Here is a 22,708-nt window from a genome sequence, read left to right on the forward strand (position 1 = left end):
TCCAAGTTTCCATTCCTTTTAGTTAGGCTGCAAACGTTACTCTTAAGATTGCAAGAAAATAATCAATTATAGTTTCCATTCCTTTTAGTTAGGCTGCAAACATTTACACCCCCTATGATTTTTGTATAACGCTCTTGTTTCCATTCCTTTTAGTTAGGCTGCAAACATCTGGAGCAACCCCTTTTTGTTTTCGGGTAGCCTTGTTTCCATTCCTTTTAGTTAGGCTGCAAACCCATATTTCAAAGAACCGGTTTTGTCTTTTATATCAAGGCTTTTCGGAAAAGTCAAATCACTGGAAAAGGCCTTTTTTGCCGCTGGACCTCAAGTAGTGCAAAAACCCCTGGGGGTCCGACGGCGGTGAAAAATTTCACAGAAGGGGGTATAAACTGTGACTGTTTTAGACTACTGTTTGAAAGATCAAAATAGCAGGGAAAAGGAAGAAGAGTTTTTTCTTCTCACCGCAATTTTTTGTAGGCTGAAGATTCTAATGACATGCAAAAAGGCGCTCGCAATACCAGTTCCCTGATCAAGGATCCGTTCCTATTTTTCGTTCCGAAAAACGGGAACGGATCCCTTGCGGTTGTGCTTGCAACATAGATCTTAACAATTTTGCAAAGGTCTTTGACCTATTAGAATGATTTGCAACAAATGTTCGCAATAACGGTTATAAGGGCAAAGTAAAGCAATATACACGACTTCATTGCCCCGTATGATAGCTTGTCAAATGAAAATATTATCCGGATCTCCCTTCTTTAAACCCATTACTTCCCGTGAAAAGTAATGGCGCGTGCGGAAAGAATAAATGATCACTGAGTCTTCCTCTGGCTTCATTACTTGTTTTAATTCAAACTTTAATCTCTCTAACTGGGCTTTGCTTAGCTCGCCTTCAAAAACAGAAAGCTGAAACCAATGCAGAAATCTTTTACAAATTTTATGAAACTTTTGTACACGCTTTTCACCCGCATCGTAAACTAAAATAACAAACATTTAGCGTGTCCTTACGTAAGGTGAATAAATTTCTTCTCCTAAAAAGTGGCGATAGAGCTTATAGCATTCTAAGCGTAAAAGACGTCTATAAGATACTTTTCTTCCTAATTTTTTATGCATAATAGTTTCATTCAGTCTTTTTTCATAAGCCTCAAGAAATTTTCGTGCGCCCTTCTCTTTTAAATAAACGCCTCCTAGTTTTTCAGAAAAATCACCTGGCTTTAGTTCATTACGATTTATTAGACTAAAAATTACTCTATCCACAATTAAAGGCTTGAAGACCTCACTTATATCTAAATTTAAAGTGAAGGAGCGCTGGTTTGTTTCATGAAGATAGCCAATACGCGGATCAAGATGAGTACGATAAATTTCTGAAAGAGTCGTTACATAAAGTAGAGAATTACCAAAAGAAATAAGAGCATTTAAACGATTAGCCGGAGGGCGTCTACTTCTAACCTCAAACGAAAAATCAGGATTTGCCAAAATAATGTCAAATGCCTCGTAATATGCCATACGAGCATGACCTTCAAGTGCCATGAGTTCAGCGCTAGAACTAGCTTGATTAAGTTCATCAAATAATTCTTCTATAGCATTGATTTGAGTTGAAAGATCATTACCCCGAGAAGCATAGGTGCGCAAATTTAAAAGCATATTTGACAATGACCCATAAACAAAGGCCCGTGCTAAACCAATACGCCATTCGTGATTGAGATAATACTCAGCCTGCCTCAAAATTATAAGTCCTGAGTTCATATGTTCACGTGGATAAAAACTTCCTACGTAATATTCGAAATAGTTAAAAAAGTGGAGAGGAATGTGTTTTTGGCTTAGAAACTCAAGAAGTTTTTTATTAAGGGTTATCTCTGCAAAAACGTAAATGCTATCGACTGTTTCTACAGGAATTACTTTTTTACCTGCTTCTTGAGAAATAAAGACTAAAGTATTACCTTCGCGCTTAAGTTGCCCAGGTGTTGATATATAAATAGCCCGTTTCATGACAAGTCTCTAAAACTAAAGCCTTCCCGGCCCTGCGAGCACCTTTCATAATGAGGATATGCGGAGAATCAAACCAGGGGAGGAGCTTTTCAAAAAGGCGTATTTTGATAATCATCAAGTTATTTTTACTAACGGCCTAGAGAAAATTCAAGGAAAATATTCTACCCCCAACATACTTCCTGAAAGGAGCAGGTACGGCAGTATTTAGACTTTTTTACCGGAGGAGGTGTTTCCTGCGAGAAGATATAAAGCATTTCTTCTATGAGCTGGGTAATTTTTTCCTCTATTTCAGGAGTAAGGGTTACGCGCTCGGTTTTGCGCTCTTTAGGAAAAAGAAGAACCCCTTCAAATTCAAGCCCTTTTTCGTGTTTGAGGTAATAAAGATAATAGGCAAGCTGGAGCCTTGCAGCTTCTTTGTGCCGGGAAGATTTCTTAACTTCGGCTACCATTTCATCGCGAAAAAGGTCAATCTTTAAGAGCTGATCAACAAATATTTCCTTGCGCACCCGCTGATAAGAACCCTCATGCACCAGGCGGCCCAGGGCTAAAAATTCGTGGTCCTGATCAGAAACAATTCCGTGATATTCCAGCCACGCTTCCCGAGGACAGGTAAGATAGGCCTGAAAGATATAAGGAGAGATAAATTTCATAGGAAAAAGGCTCCGTGTTCTATTTTACGCACAAAACCGGTCTCTTCACGGTAAAGGTCTCCGAAATCCAGGCGCTCTCTTCTAAGCCATAAAAAACTAGCGGCATAAGGTAGTGCTTCTAGCCCGGCTCCTTGGGCCACCTTTAGTGGGATATTGATTACGTATCCCCAAATTTCAGGAGCAATTGCTTTAAACATAGCCCTGCGCTTCAGGCGGTCATCGTAAGTTTTTGTGGGAAGGCCTTCAAGTTCTTTTAACTTATCAATAAGAGCTTCAGCCTCCTCGTCTAACTCTACGAAAACAGGCACCTGGAAAATCTTCTGGGATAAAAGATCAAACATGGCTACCTCATCGTATTTCATGGTCTTGAGACTGAGGAGCAAGTTTTTGTCCTGGGCTTTGCGCCCTTCCATGCGTAGTTTATGGAAGTATTCCTCAACCTGGCGCAAATATTCTTTTTCCGGGATTATCCCCTGGTTTTGTAATAATTCTTCAGTGGTACCGATGAGCACGCTGTCATATATGTAGGTGGCCAGGCGCCTTCCGTGCTCTTCTGGATTTATCAGTTTGACCAAGAAAACCCTTCCTTTATTTTCTCCCCGGGCATTACGGTTACAACGCCCGGCAGCCTGAACTATGGAGTCAAAAGGCGCAAGATCCCGCACCACCAGATCAAAATCAAGGTCAACACCTGCCTCTACCACTTGAGTGGCCACAAGCCCTATCCTGGCTCCATTTTTAAGGCTTTTCCGAATATCTTTGATGCGCGCTTCGCGATGCTTCGGAATCAGCGAAGCTGAAAGAAAACACAGGTCAAAATCAGAAGCTTCTTTAAGCATTTGATAGACATCCTGGGCCGCACGCACGGTGTTCATCACTACCATAAAGCTCTGCACGCCATCAATCTTCGGCAACAGCCAGGACTCAATATCACGATAGTCGTAAGGATTGTTTTCCACGTAAAGAGCTGTTCGGGAAAGGATTTTAAAAAAATGCTTTTTGCGCGGCTCCGTTAGCTCGTAAGCCTCTGGTACAAAAGCCGGGCGCGTAGCGGTCATTAAGATAAAACGTGCGTCCCATTTTTCTGCCAGAAACTTAAGGGCCTCTTCGGTGGCTTCCCAATATTCCACCGGGATATTTTGCACTTCATCGAGAATAACGATACTCCCCGCCAGGCGGTGGAGGCGCCGCATCTCTGAACGCCGATTAGTAAAAAGGGTCTCGTAAAACCTGACAAAAGTTGTGACAACAACCTCGCCATCCCAGGTCTCCACGCGTGTATGAGCCTGTTCATAGTGCTTAATTAACTTTTGAGCATCTCGTTCTCTCAACAAAGATTCCTCTTCCAGCAGTTTCCATGCATCTTCGGCTTTAAGCCCGGAAATACTTTCAGATGGACTGGCTCGAAAATGGTGCTTCAGGAGGACGTTTTTTGGAAGTCCAGCATGTTTAATAACTTTAGCGATTTCATCAAAATTCTGATCAATGATGCTTGTAAACGGCAGGACATAGATGATTCGGGGTAATCGCCCGGTTTCTTTGTTGATCATACTACGCAATCGCACGGCTGCTGAGAAACCTGCAAACGTCTTGCCAATGCCCGTCGGCGCTGTGAGAGATAAAAATTTGTTTTCAAGTCCCAGTCTTTGAATATTATTGATTACCGTTCTGTAAAATTCCTGCCTGAGTGGGTATATCGGTGAATTTTTCGGGAGATTGTTGATGTAACGGTCAACAATGTCTTCTGGAATTTCGTGCCTCTTCTCGTTGGCTTTTAGTCCAATAACCGCCCGAATGTCCGCATCCACAAGCATTCCAAGGAGGAAATTGGTGGTGAAGTAAAGGGAAATATTTCCACTGAATAAAACATTTCTCAATTTTTCCAGAATTTCATCTATATTATGAGTAGATTTTAAACTGGATATTGCTTCAACAATTTCTTGTGGGTAAATTGCTCTAATTTCGTCACTTGCTTTAAGAAGGGAATCAACCTGTGCTTTAACATGACGCACATTCTGATACCACACAGGTTCAGTATCATTAAGTTCTACCCCAAAATCTTGAGGATCCGAGTGGTGGTGTCTAATGGCTGTAAACGCACCAAATAATTCCTGTTTTGCATTCGGATAAATGTTCCCCAAAAACTCATATGCTATCAAAGCCGAAATAAAAGAATGCCGTTCCTTTCCTCCAAAGGATTTCCCTTCCAATAAATGTTCTTGAAAATATTCGGTATATTTACCAATATCATGAAAAAGCCCTGTTAATTTAATTATCTCGCTATCAATAGGGACTTGAGAAGAAGTGGCCATTTCCTTCATGAGTTTAGCCACTTTATTAATATGAAAGCTTAATAATTCTTCTGGCAGCCGGGCAAGATACTTCATTTTTTAAGAAGTTATTAGTTCATATGGTACCCAAATATTTTCTTTCCAGTTTAAAACATATTTTACCTTTAAGAATAAGGGACTGGAATTTTCAGAATAAACTACATTCGTATGAGCTTTTGCGGAAAAATCGCTATTCATGTAAATCAGCATATGCTCTATACTGAATCTATTACCGGGTTTGATTAAGTGACCTTCGACATTTTCACTTGTAACAACTGAATGAACCTCTCCTTTATAGTGCTGTAACTCAGATAAAGAGTCAGTTTCTCCCTCAAATTCTGCGACAGCAAGAAATTCGCTGATTCCTAAGTACACAGGGAAAAAGGTCTTTGTATTGGTTAGATATTCTTTTAATTTTTCCAATAATTTTATGTCTTTATGCCAGAACGCTACCCTAAACTTCAAAGTCTTTTCAGGCGGTCTGGGAAGAAGAATCTCCATGGGAATTTGTGTTCTGTTTTTCGTAGAGTCGAAAAATTCTATTTTCCCTCTTTTTCTGTTACCTATAAGAGGTGATAAGTATTCTCCCTTGGTAGATAACAAATTCATCGAAGAAGTTATCTTTCGAATAGGAGTAAGTATCTGAAGAACAAAAAATCCATTTGGGGGTTGCATTATTTCGTAAACTTCTGTGCGTGGGATACCGAGTATCGCCCCCACCATTCCACATAAAGCAGTCCGAGGAGGGAACGGATAAGAAAGAGCAGAAGTTTGACCATAAAATTTTCTAAAATGAGCAAAAGGCCCTTTCACCGTAAAAACTAGCCCTTTATACAAATTTGGAATTTCCATCATAGTTCACTTCGAGCTTTCTTCAAATTTAATATTTTCAATTTTTACTTCATCTGGATTCCAGTTCTTTATATGTAAATGTTCATGCTTCCAGAAGTGAATTTTTTCTATTTTCTCTTTATTTTCAGAGAGTAATCGGGACAACTCCACCATATCCAGCTCGATTTCCGAAATTTTGCGAACCGCACTTAAATCTTTATTCTTATCTACTGGTTGCAATTTAATATATTCTCTCAAATCTCCGAACAGTGTCATATGATCTTTGTACTGAATTCTAAGCAGCAACCTTGGCGTTTCTCCAACTTTACTCCTTGTAGCCCCTATTAGTGGAATAGACTTAATTAACGCCTCTTCCAATTCTTTAACATCTTCCCAAGTAAACCCTGTCCCAAACTGTTTTCCACCTTTGTCCTTTGCCCAGTTAGCAGCTATTACTCCGTAAAAGGCTATAAATGAATAAAGAACTCTCCAGTCTTTTCCTATAGCACCGTGCCCTTCCTCTCCCGTAGAACTGAAATGTGAGGTGATACTGGCAGAAGGATTTATCTCCACTGGATTTAGAGAATATCCCCATGAAAATTGAACTGCTCCTGTAAGCGAAATTCCTTCACCGCCAGTCCCTCTTTCTGATTCTCTAATGGTAAAAGTTGCGCCAAACATCCTTACATCTATACAGCTTTCTCTCACACCTTTGACCAGTTTAGCTGGAGAATTCTTAGCCAGATTTGCGAGTTCTTTCTGTATTTCTTTGTCTTCCAAGTTTTTCTTATCCGGGAATTTCTCCCTGTACCATTGAATTAATCTCTTCGTTGAATTGACAGTTTCGCCTTCAGGTTTTTTAACAAATATGTCCTTGTTTTTGATCTCATCCAAGTAGTCTCTAATATATCTCTTAAGTCTAACATCGCTTACGAGATTTCTGCGAGTCACTATATCCATTCTTGGTCTGTTTTCATCATCAGGATCTCCGTTTGGATTGGTAAGGACTGCGTCATACAAAAATAAGATTTCAGAGTTTTTGTTAACTATATTACTCATCATGGGACTCCTCCTTTTTTTCTTTAGTTTTTCCCATAATTAAAAGTTTTGAGGTTAAAAATGCATAGCCCGACAAAATGAAATAAACCGCTTCTTCCGGTGAGAGATTCCATTTACTGATAGAACTGTCTAAAATAGATGAAATTTCCCCCATTATCCTCATATTTTCAGGGAATTTTTGTAAATCGTAAATTCTCATATATTCAAAAACCTCATTGAATAATCGTATAATCTGATCCTTGTTCATACCCCTGAACTGGATTTTATTTAGTATAGTTTCGCTCACCCCTTTCTTTCGCTGTTGTGTGCCGATCTGAGCTACTATATAACCCAAAAAGAAAAGAGCTTCTTTAGTTTTACCACTTTCTCCCTGATAGATAGGAAGATTAGACACATATTCTTTAGCTTTTTCCAATATATCAGCCATGTTTTCACCTCCAATGTTAAATTCAAAACCAGCCATTATTCTTTTTACCAAAAGAAATCCCTCAATAATTTCAATCGTTTTAAGCCACTCAAAATCTTCTCTGTTGTCAAACTGCCATCTGGATAGTTCGATCCCCGGCTTTATTATATCCAAATCAGGAAAGTCATTCCCTGAGATTAAATTTTTGAAGATCTCAGCAAACTTTTCTTTAATAAGTGGAGATCTTTTAGATTCTACAGAAGCTTTTCCTGATAGTAACTGATAAAGTTTTTTTAAAGAGATTGATATATTAAAACCTTGGTTGGAAATAAAAATAGAGGCATTTTTTAAAGCCATGGCAAGCTTCCTTATCCTGCTCGGAGGAACATTTGTAAGCGAGGAATAAATTTTAAGAGTCTGCCCATCATATACATTTACTACAATATGAATCAAGATTTCGTCAGTTTGAAAGATTTTCTCTGCATATATCTCAAATTCACTTAAATGTGACCATCCCGACAGAACATTGGTAGCTTTCAATAAGGTGTTAAATGTTCTTTTAATGAAAGTTTGAGGTAAGTTTCGCCATCTAGGAATATATGGAATAAGGAGCAACTTCAGCTGGCCAGTGATTTTCGTATTAAATCCTTTTTCTTTTAAAAAGGTATCCGCCAACACTATGTTTTCTGCACAGCTTGGACATAAAGGGAAAACTTTCCACTGGTTTTCATAGGACAGCTCAGGGAAAAATCCCAGTTTATCTTTTCCAAAAAACTTTAAAAACTTGAGCTGGTTTGTATCAAATTCTTTAAGTATCTCTCCACTTCCGCAAGATAAACACCTTATTGAGGTTCCAGTGTCGGTAAATTTAATAACCTCACCTTCAAACTTATGCCTGTAATCCTCCCATAAAGGAACTCCGTCAATACACACCTCAACATAAAACGGTGCATTTCCACTTTTTATTCTTATTTTCTCAAGTATTTCTTCAGCTTTCTTTAAAGAAAAATTCTTGCCATTGGATTCGTAAAATTCATTAATAATTCTATCTATCTTCTGAACCAGATATTTTTTACTTTCTATTTTTTTCAATTCCTCTTTTATGTTCCATAAAGAAAATTTTGTTTTTGACACCGGCTTTTTGAGTCCAATATATTGGAGTTTGTCACTTGGGAATATGACACTATACTCTTTCCCGCTTCCACGAGTTACACCTCTATACCCTGTTCTGGCTAGAAATTCGGATGTCAATTCCCTTGCAATCTTGATTTCTACGTCTTTGGAATCGGTTTTAAAATCTAGACAGATAAGATTTGTACCCTTCTCTACAGAAAATTGCTCTAAAATCCCTTCTTTTATCATATTTCCTATTTGCACAATTGCTTTAATCATCTCTCAACCCCTCATCAGAACTTTCAAGCTCTATTACCAAAACCTTGGGAGGATTTTTGGAATTGATTTTTTGATAGGGCTCCTCCACCAGAGGCATGGGGTAGCGCTCACGAAGCTCGCGACCTATAGCAATAAGGGCTTTGATCATCGGGCCTCCTGGCTAGCTTCAAATTCCCCTTCGCCGAAAAGGCGGTAGAGGGCAACAAGACCGTTATCTACCCAGAAGTTTCCAACCTGGCGGGAAAGGTTTATCCTAACGCTAGAAGCCATCTCTCATCTCCACCCTTACTTATCGCCATTTTAAATAAGCTACTTTAAAATGATCAAGAAAAATTTTTTCCAAACGATAGCACTGAGTTTAGACCACCATGCAATCTGTCCCGAACAAAGCTAGATTGCTTCATTCGCTAGGTTCGCTCACAATGACCGCAAAAGTATTATCGCTGGGGGTAAGAACTACCGTAGCAATCTTATCCCTTATAAGTAGGAAACAGAAAAATCAAACCGAGCAAGCATTAGCCATAGACCAAACAATATTAAAAGGCAAAATAAAATTGATATCGTTCTTTTTCTGTTTTCCAAGATTTATCAGAAAGACTTTACTTTCGGGATAGTTCTTTTTAAAGGCCTTTAGTCCTCTTAGATCCATGGGTTTTAGTTTGGTTTTAAACTTAGCTTCTATGGCTACCTGAAAGCTTATTTTATCCACAATAAAATCTACCTCATGACGAGATTTATCTTGCCAGAATTTTATCTCTTCTCTATCTAAACCAGTCTTTAAAAGTTCACCCAAAACAAAGGTTTCAAAAAGCTGGCCTCCGTCTTGACGATATCTAGGATCATTAAAGTTGTTTATAAAAAAATTGGATACACCAGGATCAATAAAATAAACTTTGGGTATTTTAGTCAGTTCTTTATTTTTATTTGTATAAAAGGGCCTAATTATCTGGATAAGAAAAACTTCTGACAAAAGTTCCAGATAGTTCTTGGCAGTTTTCAGAGAAAATCCCGTAATGGTTGCTATATTCTCATATTTAATTTTCTGACCATTGTTTATAGCCAGAAAAATTATCATTTCTTTAAGCTCTCTCAATTTTTTGATCTGTAAATATTCCACCAGGTCCTTTTTGACAAATAGATCAAAAATACTCTTTAAAACTTCTTTTTTATCTTTTTCTCTTTCTTGAAGAACAACTTCTGGATAGCCACCGAACTGCAAAAACTCATAAAGTCTCAAAAGAAGAGGCTTAATAACATCATCAAGATCTTTCCCTTGCAATAAAGAAACATTTGGCAATAGCTTCAACGCCTTATCGTCTTCTACAAAGGATAAATATTCTTCAAAATCAAGAGGATATAAATAATGCAAGAGTTTTCTTCCAGCCAAAGATTCTTGAATACGATGTTTAATGGTCAAAGATGATGACCCAGTGGCATAAACTTTGATGTTTGGATGGTGGTCGTATAAGTTTTTTAATACCATAGAAAGATCTTCATAACGCTGGAACTCATCTAAAAATACAAAGAATTTCTCAGGAGAATCTTCCTGGTAGCCGTGCAACCGAAAGGTATTTAACGCAGACTCATAAGTTGCTATAGACTCGTATTCTGAAAAAATATCTGCGTCTATAAATAGGCCTTTGTGCCCTTGTACCTTGCAAATCTCTTGATAAAGAAGTTTTAGCACACAGGTCTTGCCCACCTGCCTGGGGCCAACAATAATTGAGTGTTTCCTTTTGCCCTGCTCAGCTAAAAGTCTTTTCAAAATCTTTCGCTCTTTGAACATATTCAGAATAGATACTCTAAAATGGAACTAATGTCCAGTTTAGAGGCTCTATTCTTGCCTAATAATTCATCTCGGTCCTTGCCCATGACCCCAGCAAAGTTATATTGACTTTTTTGTCGGCTATTTTAAAGTATCTCTTCAACATGGACGAAAAATACCTTCCACGCACGCTTGAAAAGCGTATTTTAAAAGTAAGCGAACAATTCCCTGCCCTTTTGTTGACTGGTCCAAGGCAGGTGGGCAAGACCACCCTTCTTCTCCATCTCCTTGAACCAGAGCGTGGCTACGTATCTCTTGATGATCTAGCCCTGCGGGCTCTGGCCAACGAAGATCCTGCCCTTTTTTTGCAGCGTTTTCCGCCCCCGGTTTTAATAGACGAAATCCAATATGCGCCCAATCTCTTACCCTATATCAAGCTTGAGATTGACAGGCAAAAGGCAAAGCCTGGTCTTTTTTGGCTTACAGGTTCGCAGCAATTTTTGCTCATGTCCTCTATTACAGAAAGCCTTGCGGGCAGGGTGGCTATTATAAATCTCCTTGGATTCTCTATGAGAGAAGAAGACCAAAGAGAAGAGCCTGAAGAACCTTTTCTACCCACCCCAGAAAACATTTTTGAGAGAGAAAAAAGCGGTGCTTTGTTTACTCTTTCTGAAATCTTTAAACGCATCTGGCGAGGAAGCTTTCCTGCACTTGTTACAAACAAAATAAAAGAACGGGATCTGTTTTATAGCTCCTATGTGCAAACTTATCTGCAGCGAGACGTAAGCGATTTGGCCCAAGTAGGCAATAAAGAAGCCTTTTATCGGTTCTTAAAGGCCTGTGCTGCGCGCACGGCCCAAATACTTAATTTGTCTGAGCTAGCCCGTGATGCGGATATCAGTGTAACCACCGCTAAAAATTGGCTTTCCATTCTTCAGGCAAGCTTTCAGGTCTTTCTCCTTCCACCATACGCCAGCAATATAACCAAACGTCTAGTTAAAAGGCCTAAACTGTATTTTTTAGATACAGGACTTGCCGCTTATCTCACCGAATGGTCAACCCCAGACACCCTTGCCGCAGGGGCCATGGCCGGTGCTTTTTTTGAAACTTTTGTTCTCACAGAAATTCTTAAAAGCTGGTGGCACAGGCTTTATTCGCCTGCAATCTTTTACTTTCGCAACAAGGACAAACGTGAGGTAGATTTTCTAATCAAAAAAGACCAAAAAATCTATCCTATAGAAGCAAAATTAGGTGCTACGCCTAAAAAAGAATGGATTAAAAGCTTTGCCACTTTAAAAGTTTTAAAAGAAGAAATTGGCCCTGGTTGTGTTATTTCTCTGACCAATATGGTCTTTCCTTTTGATAAGAAAAACTACGCCATTCCAGTAGGGATTATTTAGAAGTAAAAATTCCAAACTTTCCTATTTTCACTTTTAGTTTTTCTTTAACTAGACTTCCTGGGATGAAACAAATAGGTGGTAAAGATAAGTGCCAGCCCTGTTTTTCGCTTGATTTTTCATCCGATTTTTTCCAGGAATAGCCTGTCAGTGGCTCTATCTCACCCTGAAAACAATTTTCTGGAATAGAATTTTCCCCTTTCCATGGAGCCGCCAGGGCATGGGCCGTAAGGTGGGAATTTTCGGAAAATTCAAAAAATGATTATCCTTTTTTTCTTATCTCAGAGACCTTTGAATAATTTGGACAATTAAGTAAAAATTCCATCATCTATGAAATCAATATCAACAAAATTGAAATATTTTTGCCATTATCACCAAAATTTTCCCTGTTTCTCACCTCTATTTTCTTCCATTTCCACTTTTTTCGCTCTATTTATCTATTTTAGGCATAATGCGCCTGTTTTCCCCTTAAAAAACTTCTCCTCTCCTAAAGTGCCAGGTAAGATTAAGCACATTGTAGGTAAAACATGTCAAAAACAGATGTATCTCATTGGCAAAAAGCCCTTCATACCTGGCCTTTGTCCGATTAAGATGCAGGCTGAATATCCCAAAGACTTTTTCCACTTTGCTCCTGATCCGCGAAAATATCTTATTCAGCTTCTTCTGTTTCTTCGAAAGAGACCGCCCACGACAACCTTTATACAACACCCCACAATATCTTTCTTCTTGCCGACACTTCTGGCGTACTTCTCGGCTATCATAAGCTTTATCCGCAAATATGGCCTTCTCCTCTCCTTCAAGCAACTCCTCAAGTACCTGGGAATCATGCACGTTGGCCGGGGTGCACACAAATTCCGTCACAAACTCAGACTTTGGGTCAACGGCGATATGATCCTTGTAACCATAGACCGTCTTTTTGCCCTTTTTGGTAAAAGAAGCATCTTCATCTTTGCCGGGATTCCTTGCTGCTTTGCCCAGGCGAGCGTCAATAATCTTTCCTGTTTTGAGCTCAAAGCCCTTTTTAGCAAGCTGGCGCTTGAGCTCGTTAAAACATTCGCGGTAAAGGTTCATGGATTTGAGGTTAGAACGGAAACGGGAGATGGTAGAGTAGTCAGGGACAGGATCGACAGCGGAGATGCCCAGGAAGCGGCGATAGAAGAGATTGCCTTTAAGCATGAGTTCCATTTCGGGATCAGAATGGCCATAGATTTGCTGAATGATAAGGATTTTGAGCATAAGGACGGGGTTGTAGGCTTTGCGTCCGACTTTAGAGGGGTAAAGTTTGCCGAGGATGGATTCGAAAGGTTTCCAATCGATAAGTTTATTAATGCGATAGAGGATATCTTCAGAGAGATTTTGATAGATAAGATGTTCGCCGATAGTGATAGGAGAATTGTCTTTTTTAAACATAAGCCAAACTCCTATGGTTTTTCTTTAGCAATATCATGAGAAATGTTATGAATCAAATAATTTTGCAAAGTTCTCCTCTCAATAAATTCACTTCTATGACCCCAGCCTAATTTTCATACCGCTTCCTTTTTCCTCATTCCATTCTCTCAAAGTTAATGGAAAAATTTCTTTTTCGTCAAATTCCACGGGAAATAAATGGTTGTTATTTTTAGGATTTAACAAGCAGTTTTGAATTTCTCTTTCATCAGAAGAAAATTCTTCTACTTGGATTTCTCTGATTTCCTCAACTTTTACTTTTCCAAAACCTGTATTTTTATCAGCTCCGATAAAGAATGTTTTTCCTTTTAATCCAAAAAAAAATTCTCTTAAATCACTATCAGAACTATCTGTTTTTAACCAGCCGATAAAATTTTTGGCATGGATATATTCCCTTTCATACAGTGCTCCTTCAAGAGAAGTATTAGATAGAGGATTGATAGCATTTTTAAGGTCTGAAGAAATATATTTCTTATGCTTGCTTTCATCAAAAGAAAAAAGCGTTTTTTCATTTTCTAATCCATTATTCTCTAAAATGTAAAAATTGGTAAGTCTAATAGATTGGAGTTTATTTTTAGCATTTTCATAATTTCTATTGCCTTTACATAACGCAAAAAGTTTTACAAAAGTGTTCCACATAGTACATGCAGGAATAAACCAGTAAGTTTCAGAAAGGATGGTGAAGGTTCTTTTTGTTATGGAAATAGGAGAAAGGGCTTTAAGCTTAATTTCAAAATATTTATATCCATTTCCACTCATCTTTATCCCTCACTTACTTCATTTTCCATAGCTTTTGCCTTATATCTTGCATAGATTAGCATTTTTTCAAGGATTGTCTTTGCAAGAAGTAATTTTGAGAGAACTCTGGATAAATCAATAAAACGACTTTCTATTTCCTGTTTTAGATTGCTATCTGGATTAATCTTTTCAATAAGATTAATCTCTGCCAGAATCCTTGCAGTTTGTATAAGCATTGCCCTGTGTGGTTCTCTGTCCTGAGATTTCAGCCATATCATGTAGGCAAAAGGCCCATCTTCAACCAGTATTCCAAGGGCTTTAGTGATTTCGGTTTCAAAGGTGGATGAATTAAATGAAGGTGGTTTTTCTTTTAATTTATTGAATTCATTATCATTGCTAAGCCTGTTTTTCCAATTTTGAAGTGGATCAATAAGATTGTAATCTTTAAATTCTTTTAAATTTACTGCCCAGTTTGATTCATCATAGTTTTTTCCTTCAAAATCTTCTTTATTATCACTGTCCTGTAAAATCTTTTTAGCTTCATTGTATAAACTTTCAGGAAATTGCAACAAATCCATTCCGTATTCAGCGCAAATTTTATCGAGATTAACTTTCTCCATTATTTATACCTCCATTAAGCTCAATTATCTCATCAAGAATTTTTATAATTTCCTCATATTTGGTGGATTCCCCTGTTAGTTTGGTTTTTAGTTGATAAGCATAATTTATCCAAAGAGATTTCTTTTTTTCAACAGCCTGCTTCTCTTTCTCCAATTTATCTTTCTCTTTCGTCATTTCTTCTTTTTTATTATCATCCTCTTCAGCTTCTATTTTTCGATTTAATTCATTAATCTCTGCCACCAACTTATCTATATCACTGCTCAACTTTTCAATGAAGTTCTTTACCTTTTGCCAATATTTCTTCTCATCAAGCCAGCTATCTATAATCTCAATTTTTCCAAAGCCTCTTGTTCCCATTCCTCCAATACCAAGAGAAGAAAAAAGTTTAAATCCTTTCTTAACTGTACCGATTACTATTTCTATTGGCTCATCTTTCATGTAGTTCACGGGATTTTCATAAGTAACATCAAGAATAAAAACCGTCCCTCTTGGCAGTGCTTCATAGGTAAATAATGCTCCACTTTCTGCTGCACCGGTTACCGGATTTATAGAAACAGATGTTCTTGTTTCAAGGTTAGAATTAACAATGTGATGAAAAACATTTTCTGAGACAACGCAAACTCTTTTGTTTATTCTATTTAAAATTTCGGTTAAGTTTGCCACTTCATCGTCATCTGTATCTTTTTTTATCTGCCAAATTTCAGGATTAATAGAATTGGAAGCTTCAAGCATTATCCAGCCAAAATTTAAAATCTTTTTTCCTTCGTTATTCTGAGGTAAAGAATTTTCAAGGGATTGAGAATAAAGGAAAGAGTTATTTTCCACAGAAATTGTGTCTCCACCAGTTTCAATAAACTCGTTTACAATTTCATCAGAAGTAAGCCATACTGTTCCAATCATTGTGGGAACAGGGAAAAATAAAATTCTTGCATCTGAAAAATAGGCAAGCCCTGAATGTGCCTTTTTGTCTTTAACAAATCCGTAGGTAAGGCAAACAGGACATTCTCCGCAAGGGTCTTGCTCTTCGGTTTTCTTACCTTTTGAACAACCAAGATTTAAATTCATGCTTTCCGATTTATATGAAAGCCAGCTGTAATATCTTGCATTTCCCGAAATTGTAGAACCTGGAATTTTAGGAAGATTTGTTGCAGGGTCTCTAACTATGGTGTTATCAACTCTTCCTATTCTATATCCACCTGTTCCGACAAATACAGGTTCTTTTGCAATGGCAAGGTATTTTTTAGTCTTAAAAGGCATAAATGTATCAGACATTTTGCTCCTCCTCATTAAATTTTCTTTTTAAGACAGTATGCCACATATCAATGAAGTCAAAAAACACACCGTTTAACATGGTTTTTTTCAAAAACTCAAAATCTTTCCTGCTAATCTGCCCTTTCTTTGTTTCTTCTTTTAACTTTAATCTAAATGGAATGCTTAAAATCACATTCTCAACAAACTCTTCAAAAAGTCTATCTGTAATTGGAAAGTTATCAGTTTTATCTACTTCCCAATTTTGAAGTTTTTCAATAAGCATTCCATAAGCATTAAGAAGTTGAGAAGAAGTCAATTTTAATTTATTAAGCAGTAATTCTCTCAAGTTTTCAAATTCTTCAATCTGCTTTAACCTATAAGGTTTTGGTGATTTTTTCTTAAATAGCCAGTGTTTTCTTTCTTTTCCAACATCAAGCCTTCTTGTATTTGTATCAAGATAAATAAAATCAAAGTAGGAAGTATAAAACCAGACTTCATCGTCTGTCTGTAAGTTTTTAACATGCTTGATAGTTTTCCATTCTTTATTTTTATTTTTACTTATAGGCACCTTCCATCCGTTGTTGTTCTCCACTATGAAATAGGGATGGAAAAGGTCTTCTTTATTTGGATCGCCGGTAGAATAGGAAAAGTAATAAACCTCTTCATTCTCAAATTTAATTTTTTTAACTTTATTCCCAAGCTTACCTTCAAATAACCTACAACTTTCTTCAGTTTCTGATTCAGAAATTTTACACACTTTAATAAGTTCAGGGCGGGAATTTTTTAATTCCATCAATCTTCTTGCAGTATCAAGCACGGCATACATCGGTGTTCTTTTATGAAAAGCAACAAAACCAACCTTTATAGGAAGTCTGTTTTGAACTTTGCTGAACTCAATTTCGTATTTCTTTTTAATGTCCTTAATAATCTCCCAAACCTCTTTAAGAGGAACAAAGAACATCGTATTTGAGGGTTCAAATTGGTAGGGAGTAATTGCCGTATATTGTTTTTTTTCTATATTATTTATTCTTAAGTTGCCAATTAGGTTTTTAAAAAACTTATCCCTGAAAATGTAAAGGGGTTGCTCACTTATTGGAGTAAAGTCTTTAGATACTGAGATTACAGCAGCTTTATTGCTTTCTAAAACTACAATTTCTCCTTTATTGCCTTTTTCATCTTTGAAATAGTATGTGTGAGTGATTTTGAGATTAGGAGAATCTGTAACCTCAAGCATATATCTTTCCTTAGTGTTGAGCTTTTCTTTTACTTCTTCAAATATGTCAATTCCAAAATTCTTTGTTGTTTGCCAGATTCTCCTTAAACGGGCAAAAGATGGATGTTTACGGGTTGCATGCAAAAGGAAAACAGCTGCTTTATGTTTATTATCTCCAGGAGTAGCGTCTGAGGGGCAAGGGTAATCCTGCTGCCAATCTGGTTCTCTGCTTTCAATAATTGATTTAAAAACTTCTTCAGGATTTTGCTCATTTTTAATAAATACAAAAGATTTTAAGAATTCTTTTACATTTTTACTGATTGTTGTTCCGTCTTTTTTTGTCAGTTCAATTGAATCGTTAAAAGATTTTTCTTCAAAAATTATTTCAAGTTTCTCAATTAACTCATTATACTCATACTCCTTTTCAAGAAAAGGAATACTTAAAAATGTATTAAGCATTTCTCCGTTAAGCCATTTTTCAAGGTCAAATTTAAGATAAATTAAGCCCACTCTATCATTTTCATCTGCAACTTCATCAACCCAGATAGTTGTATCAAAAGAGGGCTTTTCAGGACTTTCTCTTTTCCAATTTTCGTTTTTATACCATTCTTCAACTCTGTTTGAAGACAGTTTAAGACAATCCAGACATTCTTTTCTCTCATAGGCTTTCATTCTGTTCTTTTCTTCTTCAGCAAGTTCATTCCAATTCCTATTTTTTAAGCTTTCATATTCTTCCTCTGTTAATGGAACAGGCTTTAGATTACAAACCGTGCATTTTTCATAACCTTCCGTTTTACCATTCCATTTTTGTTTTAATCTTTCTATATCAGGTTCCCATTTTCTCTTTTTTGATAGAATTTTCCCAAGATTCAACGCTCCCCGAGATGATTCTGAAAGGACAATTTGGGGTGTAATAATTCCTTGACACATAAAAGATGATAACTTTTCAATAAGTTCTTTTATATTAGAACAATTGTAAATGATATCTTTTAAACTTTTCTCATTCCAGCTGCCATTATAATCCAATTCTGCTGGTAATTCTAAGAATTTAATGGAATTCCATACATCATCGTCTATTTCTAAAATCTTGTTATTTTCGCAAGTTTCCGGAACAAGAAAAACACTGCCGTTTTCATCTCTGTAAATCTCGTTTCCAATTGGTATAATCACTTCAAGAAGAATTTTAATGTTATCAAGTACTTTCTGAACAAGTGCTTTTCTGCCAAGGACATCTCCTATTTTAGGAACTGCATTATAAAAATCATTCCCATCAAACCTTATGCCAAGTAATTTCCACTTAATATCTTTCGGTGCTTTCCAGCCATTTATTACAACTTCAGCAATAGCAGCTTTATAAAGAGAACCAACAGAGAAAGAGTGATCCCACAGGGTTACATCGTTTGCAGGCCTTCTTGTTTCTCCAAGGGCATTTAAGAAAGCTTTTCTGGTTTCTTTTAAAAGCTCTTTTCTTTTGTTAATCCAGTTTTGAATGTTATCCGAATTGTTTTTTAAATCCTCAAGAATATCTGCAAGTTTATTAGCATACTCATTTCTGATTTTTGTTGGAGAATTTTCATCTGTGTCTTCTAAAGTTAAATCAATTTTTTTATTTTCATACCCGAAGGCGGTTGAAATATAAGTGTAGTCTTTTGATTGTTTTGCAATATCATGGTTTGTTACCATTTTATCAATGGCAGAGTCTATGCCGTCGGCACCATCGGGAGCCAAAATTAATTTCATTTCTTGGGGTAGATTTGTAATATCAAAGCCAAATGCTTTTTTGTCGCTTCTATGGTGTTGGAGGGGCAATAACACCATAGGCCAAGTTTTTCCTTCTTCTATTCCTATTTGTATAGCATAAACTTGCTCTAAAAGATTATTTGGCAAAACAAAGAACTGCGATTTTATATAAGAATATTTCAGAAATGTAGTGTTATCTGACAATTGTTGTATAAAGTTATCCAGATCCCTTTTAGAAACTCCATCCAAGTTTTTTAAAATAGAGTCGTTTTTAGCCCATTGAGGAAGATCGTTTGCTGTTACTATTTCCGAACTAATTTGATTAATCTTATCTTTTAGTTGAATTAACCTTTTTAAAGGCTCCTTTTTTACTATTAAGTCCAATAATTTTCTAATAAAGTTGTTATTTGTGAGAGTGATAGTTCCTGTATTCAACAATACATCTAAATCAACATATATTTTTTCGTGACGGAATTTCTTTACATTATCCTTATCTTTTTCCTCATAGTCATCTTTCCCCTCCACAAACTCCTTACTCAACTTTCCCAAATCATGAATCAACGCTCCGATTTCAGCAAAAAGAACATCTTTTCTTTTATCAACTAAATCTTTCAGTGCCATTTATTCCTCCCAGTGAACCTCAAATCTTCCCCAGCCGTCTTTTGTTTTTGCACCTATTCCAATTTTTTGTAATTTTTCAAAAGCAGCTTGAACTATTTTTTTATCTTCTTCCCATTCCTTATTAATGCTCTCCTCTGTTTCTCCACTTGCAATTAAATCAAAAGGGGACCAAATAATTACCCCTTCTGTTTTTTCTCCGGATGGAACAACTTCATAATAAATAGGACCTGATTTTGGCGTTTTTGTTTCTCTTTTAAGTGGTGTAATTACATCAAGAGCTACCTTTGTAAAATGCAAATCGGAAAATATTAACCTTCCCCGACATACCTCTTCGCTGTTTACTATATTTTTATTTTTTAAATAAACTTCAAAAGCGTTTGAAATTCTTTTGAGAGTTTTTTCCATTTCACTAACTTTTTTTATACCTCCTGTTGCAAGAAGACTTTTAAATGTAAACCAGCTTATCCCTTTTTCATTCCCAAACAGTTTTACAAGATCAGCTCTTTTTTTAAAGAAAAATCTATCTATTTCAGTTTCTTCTTGCTCAATAATTTTTTCTTCTGGTTGTTCTGTGTATTCATTAAATTTTTTCCCATAATTTTTTTCTAACAATTCTTTTTCAATTAAATCAATTGCCGCCTGCCTTAATGCTCCTTTTAGCGAACTTCCTTTAAGTACAGGAAGCCCTGTTGGTTTTTCCTTTGCGACTTGATTGTCTATTGAATAAAACTTGTTTTCTGATGCGGTGTAAAGGTTTGAAGTAAGAGTTAGAGAGAATTTCAGTGTTTTTACCAACTTAATATCACTTTTCAATATATTTAATCTTTCCCATATTTCATCAGGGCAAAGATTGTATGCAAAACATTTATTTCTAAAATATAAGGAATAATTTCCCCCCGGTTTATTACTCCATAACTTATCTCGTTTGGAATGAATAAAATACAAATTTTGGTTATTTTTAAACCGATTATATGAAATTCTATCCAGTTTTTCAGACTTCAAAAAGGAATAAAAATCATATTTCATTTTCATTGGTTTTCTCCTTCTTGAGAGAATAGCCTTTGTATGTTTTCACAACTATGCAACAATTTTAAATTCCTACCTTGCCAGCATATTCCTTGTTGAATTTGTGATGGTAATTTTTCTCTCCAAGGCACATCATTAAAAAGTTGAGACAGAAGATTTAAAATATTCTGCACCTTGTCTTTAAGAGGTTGTTTATCTGGCAGCCAGCCGTAAATTCTAAATTCAAGATTTTTGTTAGTTGTGTAAACATGAGAGACCTGAATTACAGAAAATTCAGGTTCTTGCGTGCTTCCCGTTAGAAAATGGCGAATATTTCTTGTTTTATTTTCAGGTAAACTCAATACATCAATTGTCTTATCACCATTATAGTTCTTATTTGGCTGATTATTCCTTTTATCCCACCAATAATTTCTCGTACAACTTCTTAAGAATTTACATTCTTTATCAGAATGTTTACCTCTAAAAATACATCTTAAACAATTCCTTACTACAGGAGAAGTTATAAGCCATCCTGAATCTTTCCACTTATCTATATCATCCTCAACAATGCCATCTTGAAGTCTGTAAAATGATTTGATGTTTTCCAAAATATTATCAAAATTATCGTTAATCTTAAGCTTTATGAAAAACATATCTTTTAAATTTGGAAGATTTTTTAAATTATTTTTAATTTTTCTCTTTCTATCATTGTCATCAATTTGGTCTGGATTGAATTTATTATCAAACAATGCTAAAAAATTAGTAAAATTCTTCCAATCGCCTTCTTTAATTGAAAGTTCACTACCATCAGTTTTAAACCTAACCACTCCATATCCCATAGAAGTTTTTGCACCAAGCATCCCGTATTCCTGGATTAAATACAAAAGAATTTTGATAATAGATGGTAAAACTTCACTAAACTTTAAATCTTCTTTTAAATAGAATTCATCATACTGAAAAACGAGCGTTGCGTTTCCCATAAGACCAGCTTCATAGTGCCATCCCTTATGTTTTTTGTCTTTGGATAATCTAACATTGATTTTACCTTCAAACGGCTGCCCCAATCTATCTTCATCAACGGTCAATGAAAATCTACTTTTCCATCCTGTTGTACCGAAAAGGAAACATACAGGACATATTTTTTCGTAAATAGTTAAGACATCCTCAGGTTTTTTGATATCAATTTTGCACTTCTCATCAGATTTTTCTGATGTGATATCACAGGCATAATATCCCATTCCTCTAACCAATGCTTCAAACCACCATCTTAGAGAACCAATTATCCCAGTAAGCTTTAATTTTTCACTCTTACCCTCTAAATCCCCCGTCCATAGGGGCGTAATAGTCCTTATTTTTACTTTGAATTTTTTCATCTTTCCTCCCTCACCACTTCGATCATTCCAAATCCCTGGCTGTTTTTGGCGCCGAGGCCTGCGTCATAGGCCAGTTCAAAATAGAGCCGGGGGAGATTTACCTCATAAAGCCCCGTCCAGCCCTTAATCCAGTAGCCCTTAAAATTCACAATGGCCTCGTTTTTCTTGGAGACCCTCAACGGCCGGATATAGGCCCCGTTTAGCGGGGGAAGCTCCGCCCCTTCTCCCCAATACGCCGCGGCCTTGCGTCTTAAGTTCTCAAGCAATTTTTCTGAAAATTCGGCCTCAAAGGGGGTGTAAAAATAGGTCTTTTTCTTGCCCTCTGGGGTCGTTAGCGTACTATAAGTTGTTATGGGGGAGATGGCCCGCACAAGCACCGGCCCTTCTGGCGAAACAGGCATCTCTACCTCTACCGCATCAAGTTCACAGGTGTTTCTCCCCAGGCGAAAGCTTCCCTTTTTCACCAAATAAGTCGCAAGCGATTCAAGGAGCCGGTCATCTACCGCGCTGATTTTAAGGCACACTGGGCCTTTGAACGTGATGGTGCGGCTTTGGGCGTCAAATGAACGGTCTTTCGCCAAAAGGCGTGAGAAAGTAAAGAGCTTAAAACGCCTTTTTAAAAAGCGATAGCCTTCTTCATGGTAAAACCGGGCAAGCGTCTCATCGAGACTACGATAAATAAAGGCTTGTAAGATGTGATTATAATGGACGGGAAGAATAAGTTTTTCTGCAAAAAAGCGTAAGGAGATGCGCATTAAAACCCTCTTTCCCCCTCACTAATGAGAAGAAGGATGCCTTAAAAGTGAGTTTTAGTCAAACAAAAAATTTCCCTAAATAGAGATCTTTGCAAAATGGCGGGATCCGTTCCTATTTTTTGTTCTGAAAAT

20 protein-coding genes are annotated in these 22,708 nt (G+C 36.7%); 1 reads left to right on the plus strand and 19 read right to left on the minus strand.

Going from position 1 to position 22,708, the window contains the following annotated elements:
• Positions 1–720: 720 nt before the first annotated feature.
• The 11 genes from cas2 to H528_RS0109540 all read right to left on the minus strand — a co-directional run bounded on the left by cas2 (position 721) and on the right by H528_RS0109540 (position 10,416).
• Positions 721–987 carry a CRISPR-associated endonuclease Cas2 gene (gene cas2 / locus H528_RS0109495; protein WP_022854082.1) on the minus strand — a complete coding sequence of 89 codons (267 nt, stop codon included), beginning with the start codon at positions 985–987 and terminating at the stop codon, positions 721–723.
• Positions 988–1,983, minus strand: coding sequence for a type I-B CRISPR-associated endonuclease Cas1b (gene cas1b, locus H528_RS0109500; RefSeq protein WP_022854083.1), 996 nt, complete (start codon positions 1,981–1,983; stop codon positions 988–990).
• A complete protein-coding gene (locus H528_RS14560) occupies positions 1,943–2,098 on the minus strand; it encodes a hypothetical protein (RefSeq protein ID WP_169352793.1) in 156 nt (51 codons plus the stop codon). The genes cas1b and H528_RS14560 overlap by 41 nt, the downstream gene beginning before the upstream one ends.
• A 46-nt stretch (positions 2,099–2,144) precedes the next feature.
• On the minus strand, positions 2,145–2,633 hold the full coding sequence (cas4, locus tag H528_RS0109505; RefSeq protein WP_022854084.1) for a CRISPR-associated protein Cas4: 489 nt from the start codon (positions 2,631–2,633) through the stop codon (positions 2,145–2,147).
• Complete coding sequence (locus tag H528_RS0109510) at positions 2,630–5,020, minus strand: CRISPR-associated helicase/endonuclease Cas3 (RefSeq protein ID WP_028845890.1); 2,391 nt, start codon at positions 5,018–5,020, stop codon at positions 2,630–2,632. Before H528_RS0109510 ends, cas4 begins: the two co-directional genes overlap by 4 nt.
• 3 nt (positions 5,021–5,023) lie before the next feature.
• Entirely contained in the window at positions 5,024–5,818 is a 795-nt protein-coding gene (gene cas5b / locus H528_RS14160; RefSeq protein WP_022854086.1) for a type I-B CRISPR-associated protein Cas5b, read from the minus strand.
• Between the two features lie 3 nt (positions 5,819–5,821).
• Complete coding sequence (gene cas7b, locus H528_RS0109520; protein WP_022854087.1) at positions 5,822–6,856, minus strand: type I-B CRISPR-associated protein Cas7/Csh2; 1,035 nt, start codon at positions 6,854–6,856, stop codon at positions 5,822–5,824.
• Entirely contained in the window at positions 6,846–8,651 is a 1,806-nt protein-coding gene (locus H528_RS0109525) for a TM1802 family CRISPR-associated protein (protein ID WP_022854088.1), read from the minus strand. Before H528_RS0109525 ends, cas7b begins: the two co-directional genes overlap by 11 nt.
• Entirely contained in the window at positions 8,644–8,799 is a 156-nt protein-coding gene (locus H528_RS14475; RefSeq protein WP_022854089.1) for a hypothetical protein, read from the minus strand. The genes H528_RS0109525 and H528_RS14475 overlap by 8 nt, the downstream gene beginning before the upstream one ends.
• Positions 8,796–8,921: a hypothetical protein gene (locus tag H528_RS14785; RefSeq protein ID WP_022854090.1), complete on the minus strand. Its 126-nt coding sequence runs from the start codon at positions 8,919–8,921 to the stop codon at positions 8,796–8,798. The genes H528_RS14475 and H528_RS14785 overlap by 4 nt, the downstream gene beginning before the upstream one ends.
• Before the next feature lie 229 nt (positions 8,922–9,150).
• The gene (locus tag H528_RS0109540) at positions 9,151–10,416 is read right to left on the minus strand and encodes an ATP-binding protein (RefSeq protein ID WP_169352794.1); all 1,266 of its coding nucleotides are present in this window, start codon (positions 10,414–10,416) and stop codon (positions 9,151–9,153) included.
• A 164-nt stretch (positions 10,417–10,580) separates the two neighbouring features.
• On the opposite strand from H528_RS0109540, the gene H528_RS0109545 reads away from it, so the two are divergent.
• Positions 10,581–11,816 carry an ATP-binding protein gene (locus tag H528_RS0109545; protein ID WP_022854092.1) on the plus strand — a complete coding sequence of 412 codons (1,236 nt, stop codon included), beginning with the start codon at positions 10,581–10,583 and terminating at the stop codon, positions 11,814–11,816.
• Between the two features lie 465 nt (positions 11,817–12,281).
• On the opposite strand, the gene H528_RS0109550 is transcribed toward H528_RS0109545, so the two are convergent.
• The 8 genes from H528_RS0109550 to cas6 form a co-directional block, all read right to left on the minus strand.
• Positions 12,282–13,223 carry an IS5 family transposase gene (locus H528_RS0109550; RefSeq protein WP_022854093.1) on the minus strand — a complete coding sequence of 314 codons (942 nt, stop codon included), beginning with the start codon at positions 13,221–13,223 and terminating at the stop codon, positions 12,282–12,284.
• A gap of 93 nt (positions 13,224–13,316) precedes the next feature.
• Positions 13,317–14,018, minus strand: coding sequence for a hypothetical protein (locus H528_RS0109555; RefSeq protein ID WP_022854094.1), 702 nt, complete (start codon positions 14,016–14,018; stop codon positions 13,317–13,319).
• Between the two features lie 2 nt (positions 14,019–14,020).
• Complete coding sequence (locus tag H528_RS0109560; RefSeq protein WP_022854095.1) at positions 14,021–14,617, minus strand: hypothetical protein; 597 nt, start codon at positions 14,615–14,617, stop codon at positions 14,021–14,023.
• Positions 14,604–15,890 carry a type III-B CRISPR module RAMP protein Cmr4 gene (gene cmr4, locus H528_RS13405; protein ID WP_022854096.1) on the minus strand — a complete coding sequence of 429 codons (1,287 nt, stop codon included), beginning with the start codon at positions 15,888–15,890 and terminating at the stop codon, positions 14,604–14,606. Before cmr4 ends, H528_RS0109560 begins: the two co-directional genes overlap by 14 nt.
• Positions 15,883–19,443 carry a CRISPR-associated protein Csx11 gene (locus H528_RS0109570; protein ID WP_022854097.1) on the minus strand — a complete coding sequence of 1,187 codons (3,561 nt, stop codon included), beginning with the start codon at positions 19,441–19,443 and terminating at the stop codon, positions 15,883–15,885. Before H528_RS0109570 ends, cmr4 begins: the two co-directional genes overlap by 8 nt.
• On the minus strand, positions 19,444–20,475 hold the full coding sequence (locus tag H528_RS0109575; protein ID WP_022854098.1) for an RAMP superfamily CRISPR-associated protein: 1,032 nt from the start codon (positions 20,473–20,475) through the stop codon (positions 19,444–19,446).
• On the minus strand, positions 20,472–21,821 hold the full coding sequence (cmr1, locus tag H528_RS0109580) for a type III-B CRISPR module RAMP protein Cmr1 (protein WP_022854099.1): 1,350 nt from the start codon (positions 21,819–21,821) through the stop codon (positions 20,472–20,474). The genes H528_RS0109575 and cmr1 overlap by 4 nt, the downstream gene beginning before the upstream one ends.
• Complete coding sequence (gene cas6 / locus H528_RS0109585) at positions 21,818–22,576, minus strand: CRISPR-associated endoribonuclease Cas6 (protein WP_022854100.1); 759 nt, start codon at positions 22,574–22,576, stop codon at positions 21,818–21,820. The genes cmr1 and cas6 overlap by 4 nt, the downstream gene beginning before the upstream one ends.
• Positions 22,577–22,708: the final 132 nt, after the last annotated feature.

Source organism: Thermodesulfatator atlanticus DSM 21156 (assembly GCF_000421585.1).
In the GTDB taxonomy this organism is placed as follows: Bacteria; Desulfobacterota; Thermodesulfobacteria; order Thermodesulfobacteriales; family Thermodesulfatatoraceae; genus Thermodesulfatator; species Thermodesulfatator atlanticus.

Coding starts and splice junctions, on each gene's coding strand:
- cas2 (WP_022854082.1), bottom strand. CDS start 987: ATGTTTGTTATTTTAGTTTACGATGCGGGTGAAAAGCGTGTACAAAAG.
- cas1b (WP_022854083.1), bottom strand. CDS start 1,983: ATGAAACGGGCTATTTATATATCAACACCTGGGCAACTTAAGCGCGAA.
- H528_RS14560 (WP_169352793.1), bottom strand. CDS start 2,098: ATGATTATCAAAATACGCCTTTTTGAAAAGCTCCTCCCCTGGTTTGAT.
- cas4 (WP_022854084.1), bottom strand. CDS start 2,633: ATGAAATTTATCTCTCCTTATATCTTTCAGGCCTATCTTACCTGTCCT.
- H528_RS0109510 (WP_028845890.1), bottom strand. CDS start 5,020: ATGAAGTATCTTGCCCGGCTGCCAGAAGAATTATTAAGCTTTCATATT.
- cas5b (WP_022854086.1), bottom strand. CDS start 5,818: ATGATGGAAATTCCAAATTTGTATAAAGGGCTAGTTTTTACGGTGAAA.
- cas7b (WP_022854087.1), bottom strand. CDS start 6,856: ATGATGAGTAATATAGTTAACAAAAACTCTGAAATCTTATTTTTGTAT.
- H528_RS0109525 (WP_022854088.1), bottom strand. CDS start 8,651: ATGATTAAAGCAATTGTGCAAATAGGAAATATGATAAAAGAAGGGATT.
- H528_RS14475 (WP_022854089.1), bottom strand. CDS start 8,799: ATGATCAAAGCCCTTATTGCTATAGGTCGCGAGCTTCGTGAGCGCTAC.
- H528_RS14785 (WP_022854090.1), bottom strand. CDS start 8,921: ATGGCTTCTAGCGTTAGGATAAACCTTTCCCGCCAGGTTGGAAACTTC.
- H528_RS0109545 (WP_022854092.1), top strand. CDS start 10,581: ATGGACGAAAAATACCTTCCACGCACGCTTGAAAAGCGTATTTTAAAA.
- H528_RS0109550 (WP_022854093.1), bottom strand. CDS start 13,223: ATGTTTAAAAAAGACAATTCTCCTATCACTATCGGCGAACATCTTATC.
- H528_RS0109555 (WP_022854094.1), bottom strand. CDS start 14,018: ATGAGTGGAAATGGATATAAATATTTTGAAATTAAGCTTAAAGCCCTT.
- H528_RS0109560 (WP_022854095.1), bottom strand. CDS start 14,617: ATGGAGAAAGTTAATCTCGATAAAATTTGCGCTGAATACGGAATGGAT.
- cmr4 (WP_022854096.1), bottom strand. CDS start 15,890: ATGTCTGATACATTTATGCCTTTTAAGACTAAAAAATACCTTGCCATT.
- H528_RS0109570 (WP_022854097.1), bottom strand. CDS start 19,443: ATGGCACTGAAAGATTTAGTTGATAAAAGAAAAGATGTTCTTTTTGCT.
- H528_RS0109575 (WP_022854098.1), bottom strand. CDS start 20,475: ATGAAAATGAAATATGATTTTTATTCCTTTTTGAAGTCTGAAAAACTG.
- cmr1 (WP_022854099.1), bottom strand. CDS start 21,821: ATGAAAAAATTCAAAGTAAAAATAAGGACTATTACGCCCCTATGGACG.
- cas6 (WP_022854100.1), bottom strand. CDS start 22,576: ATGCGCATCTCCTTACGCTTTTTTGCAGAAAAACTTATTCTTCCCGTC.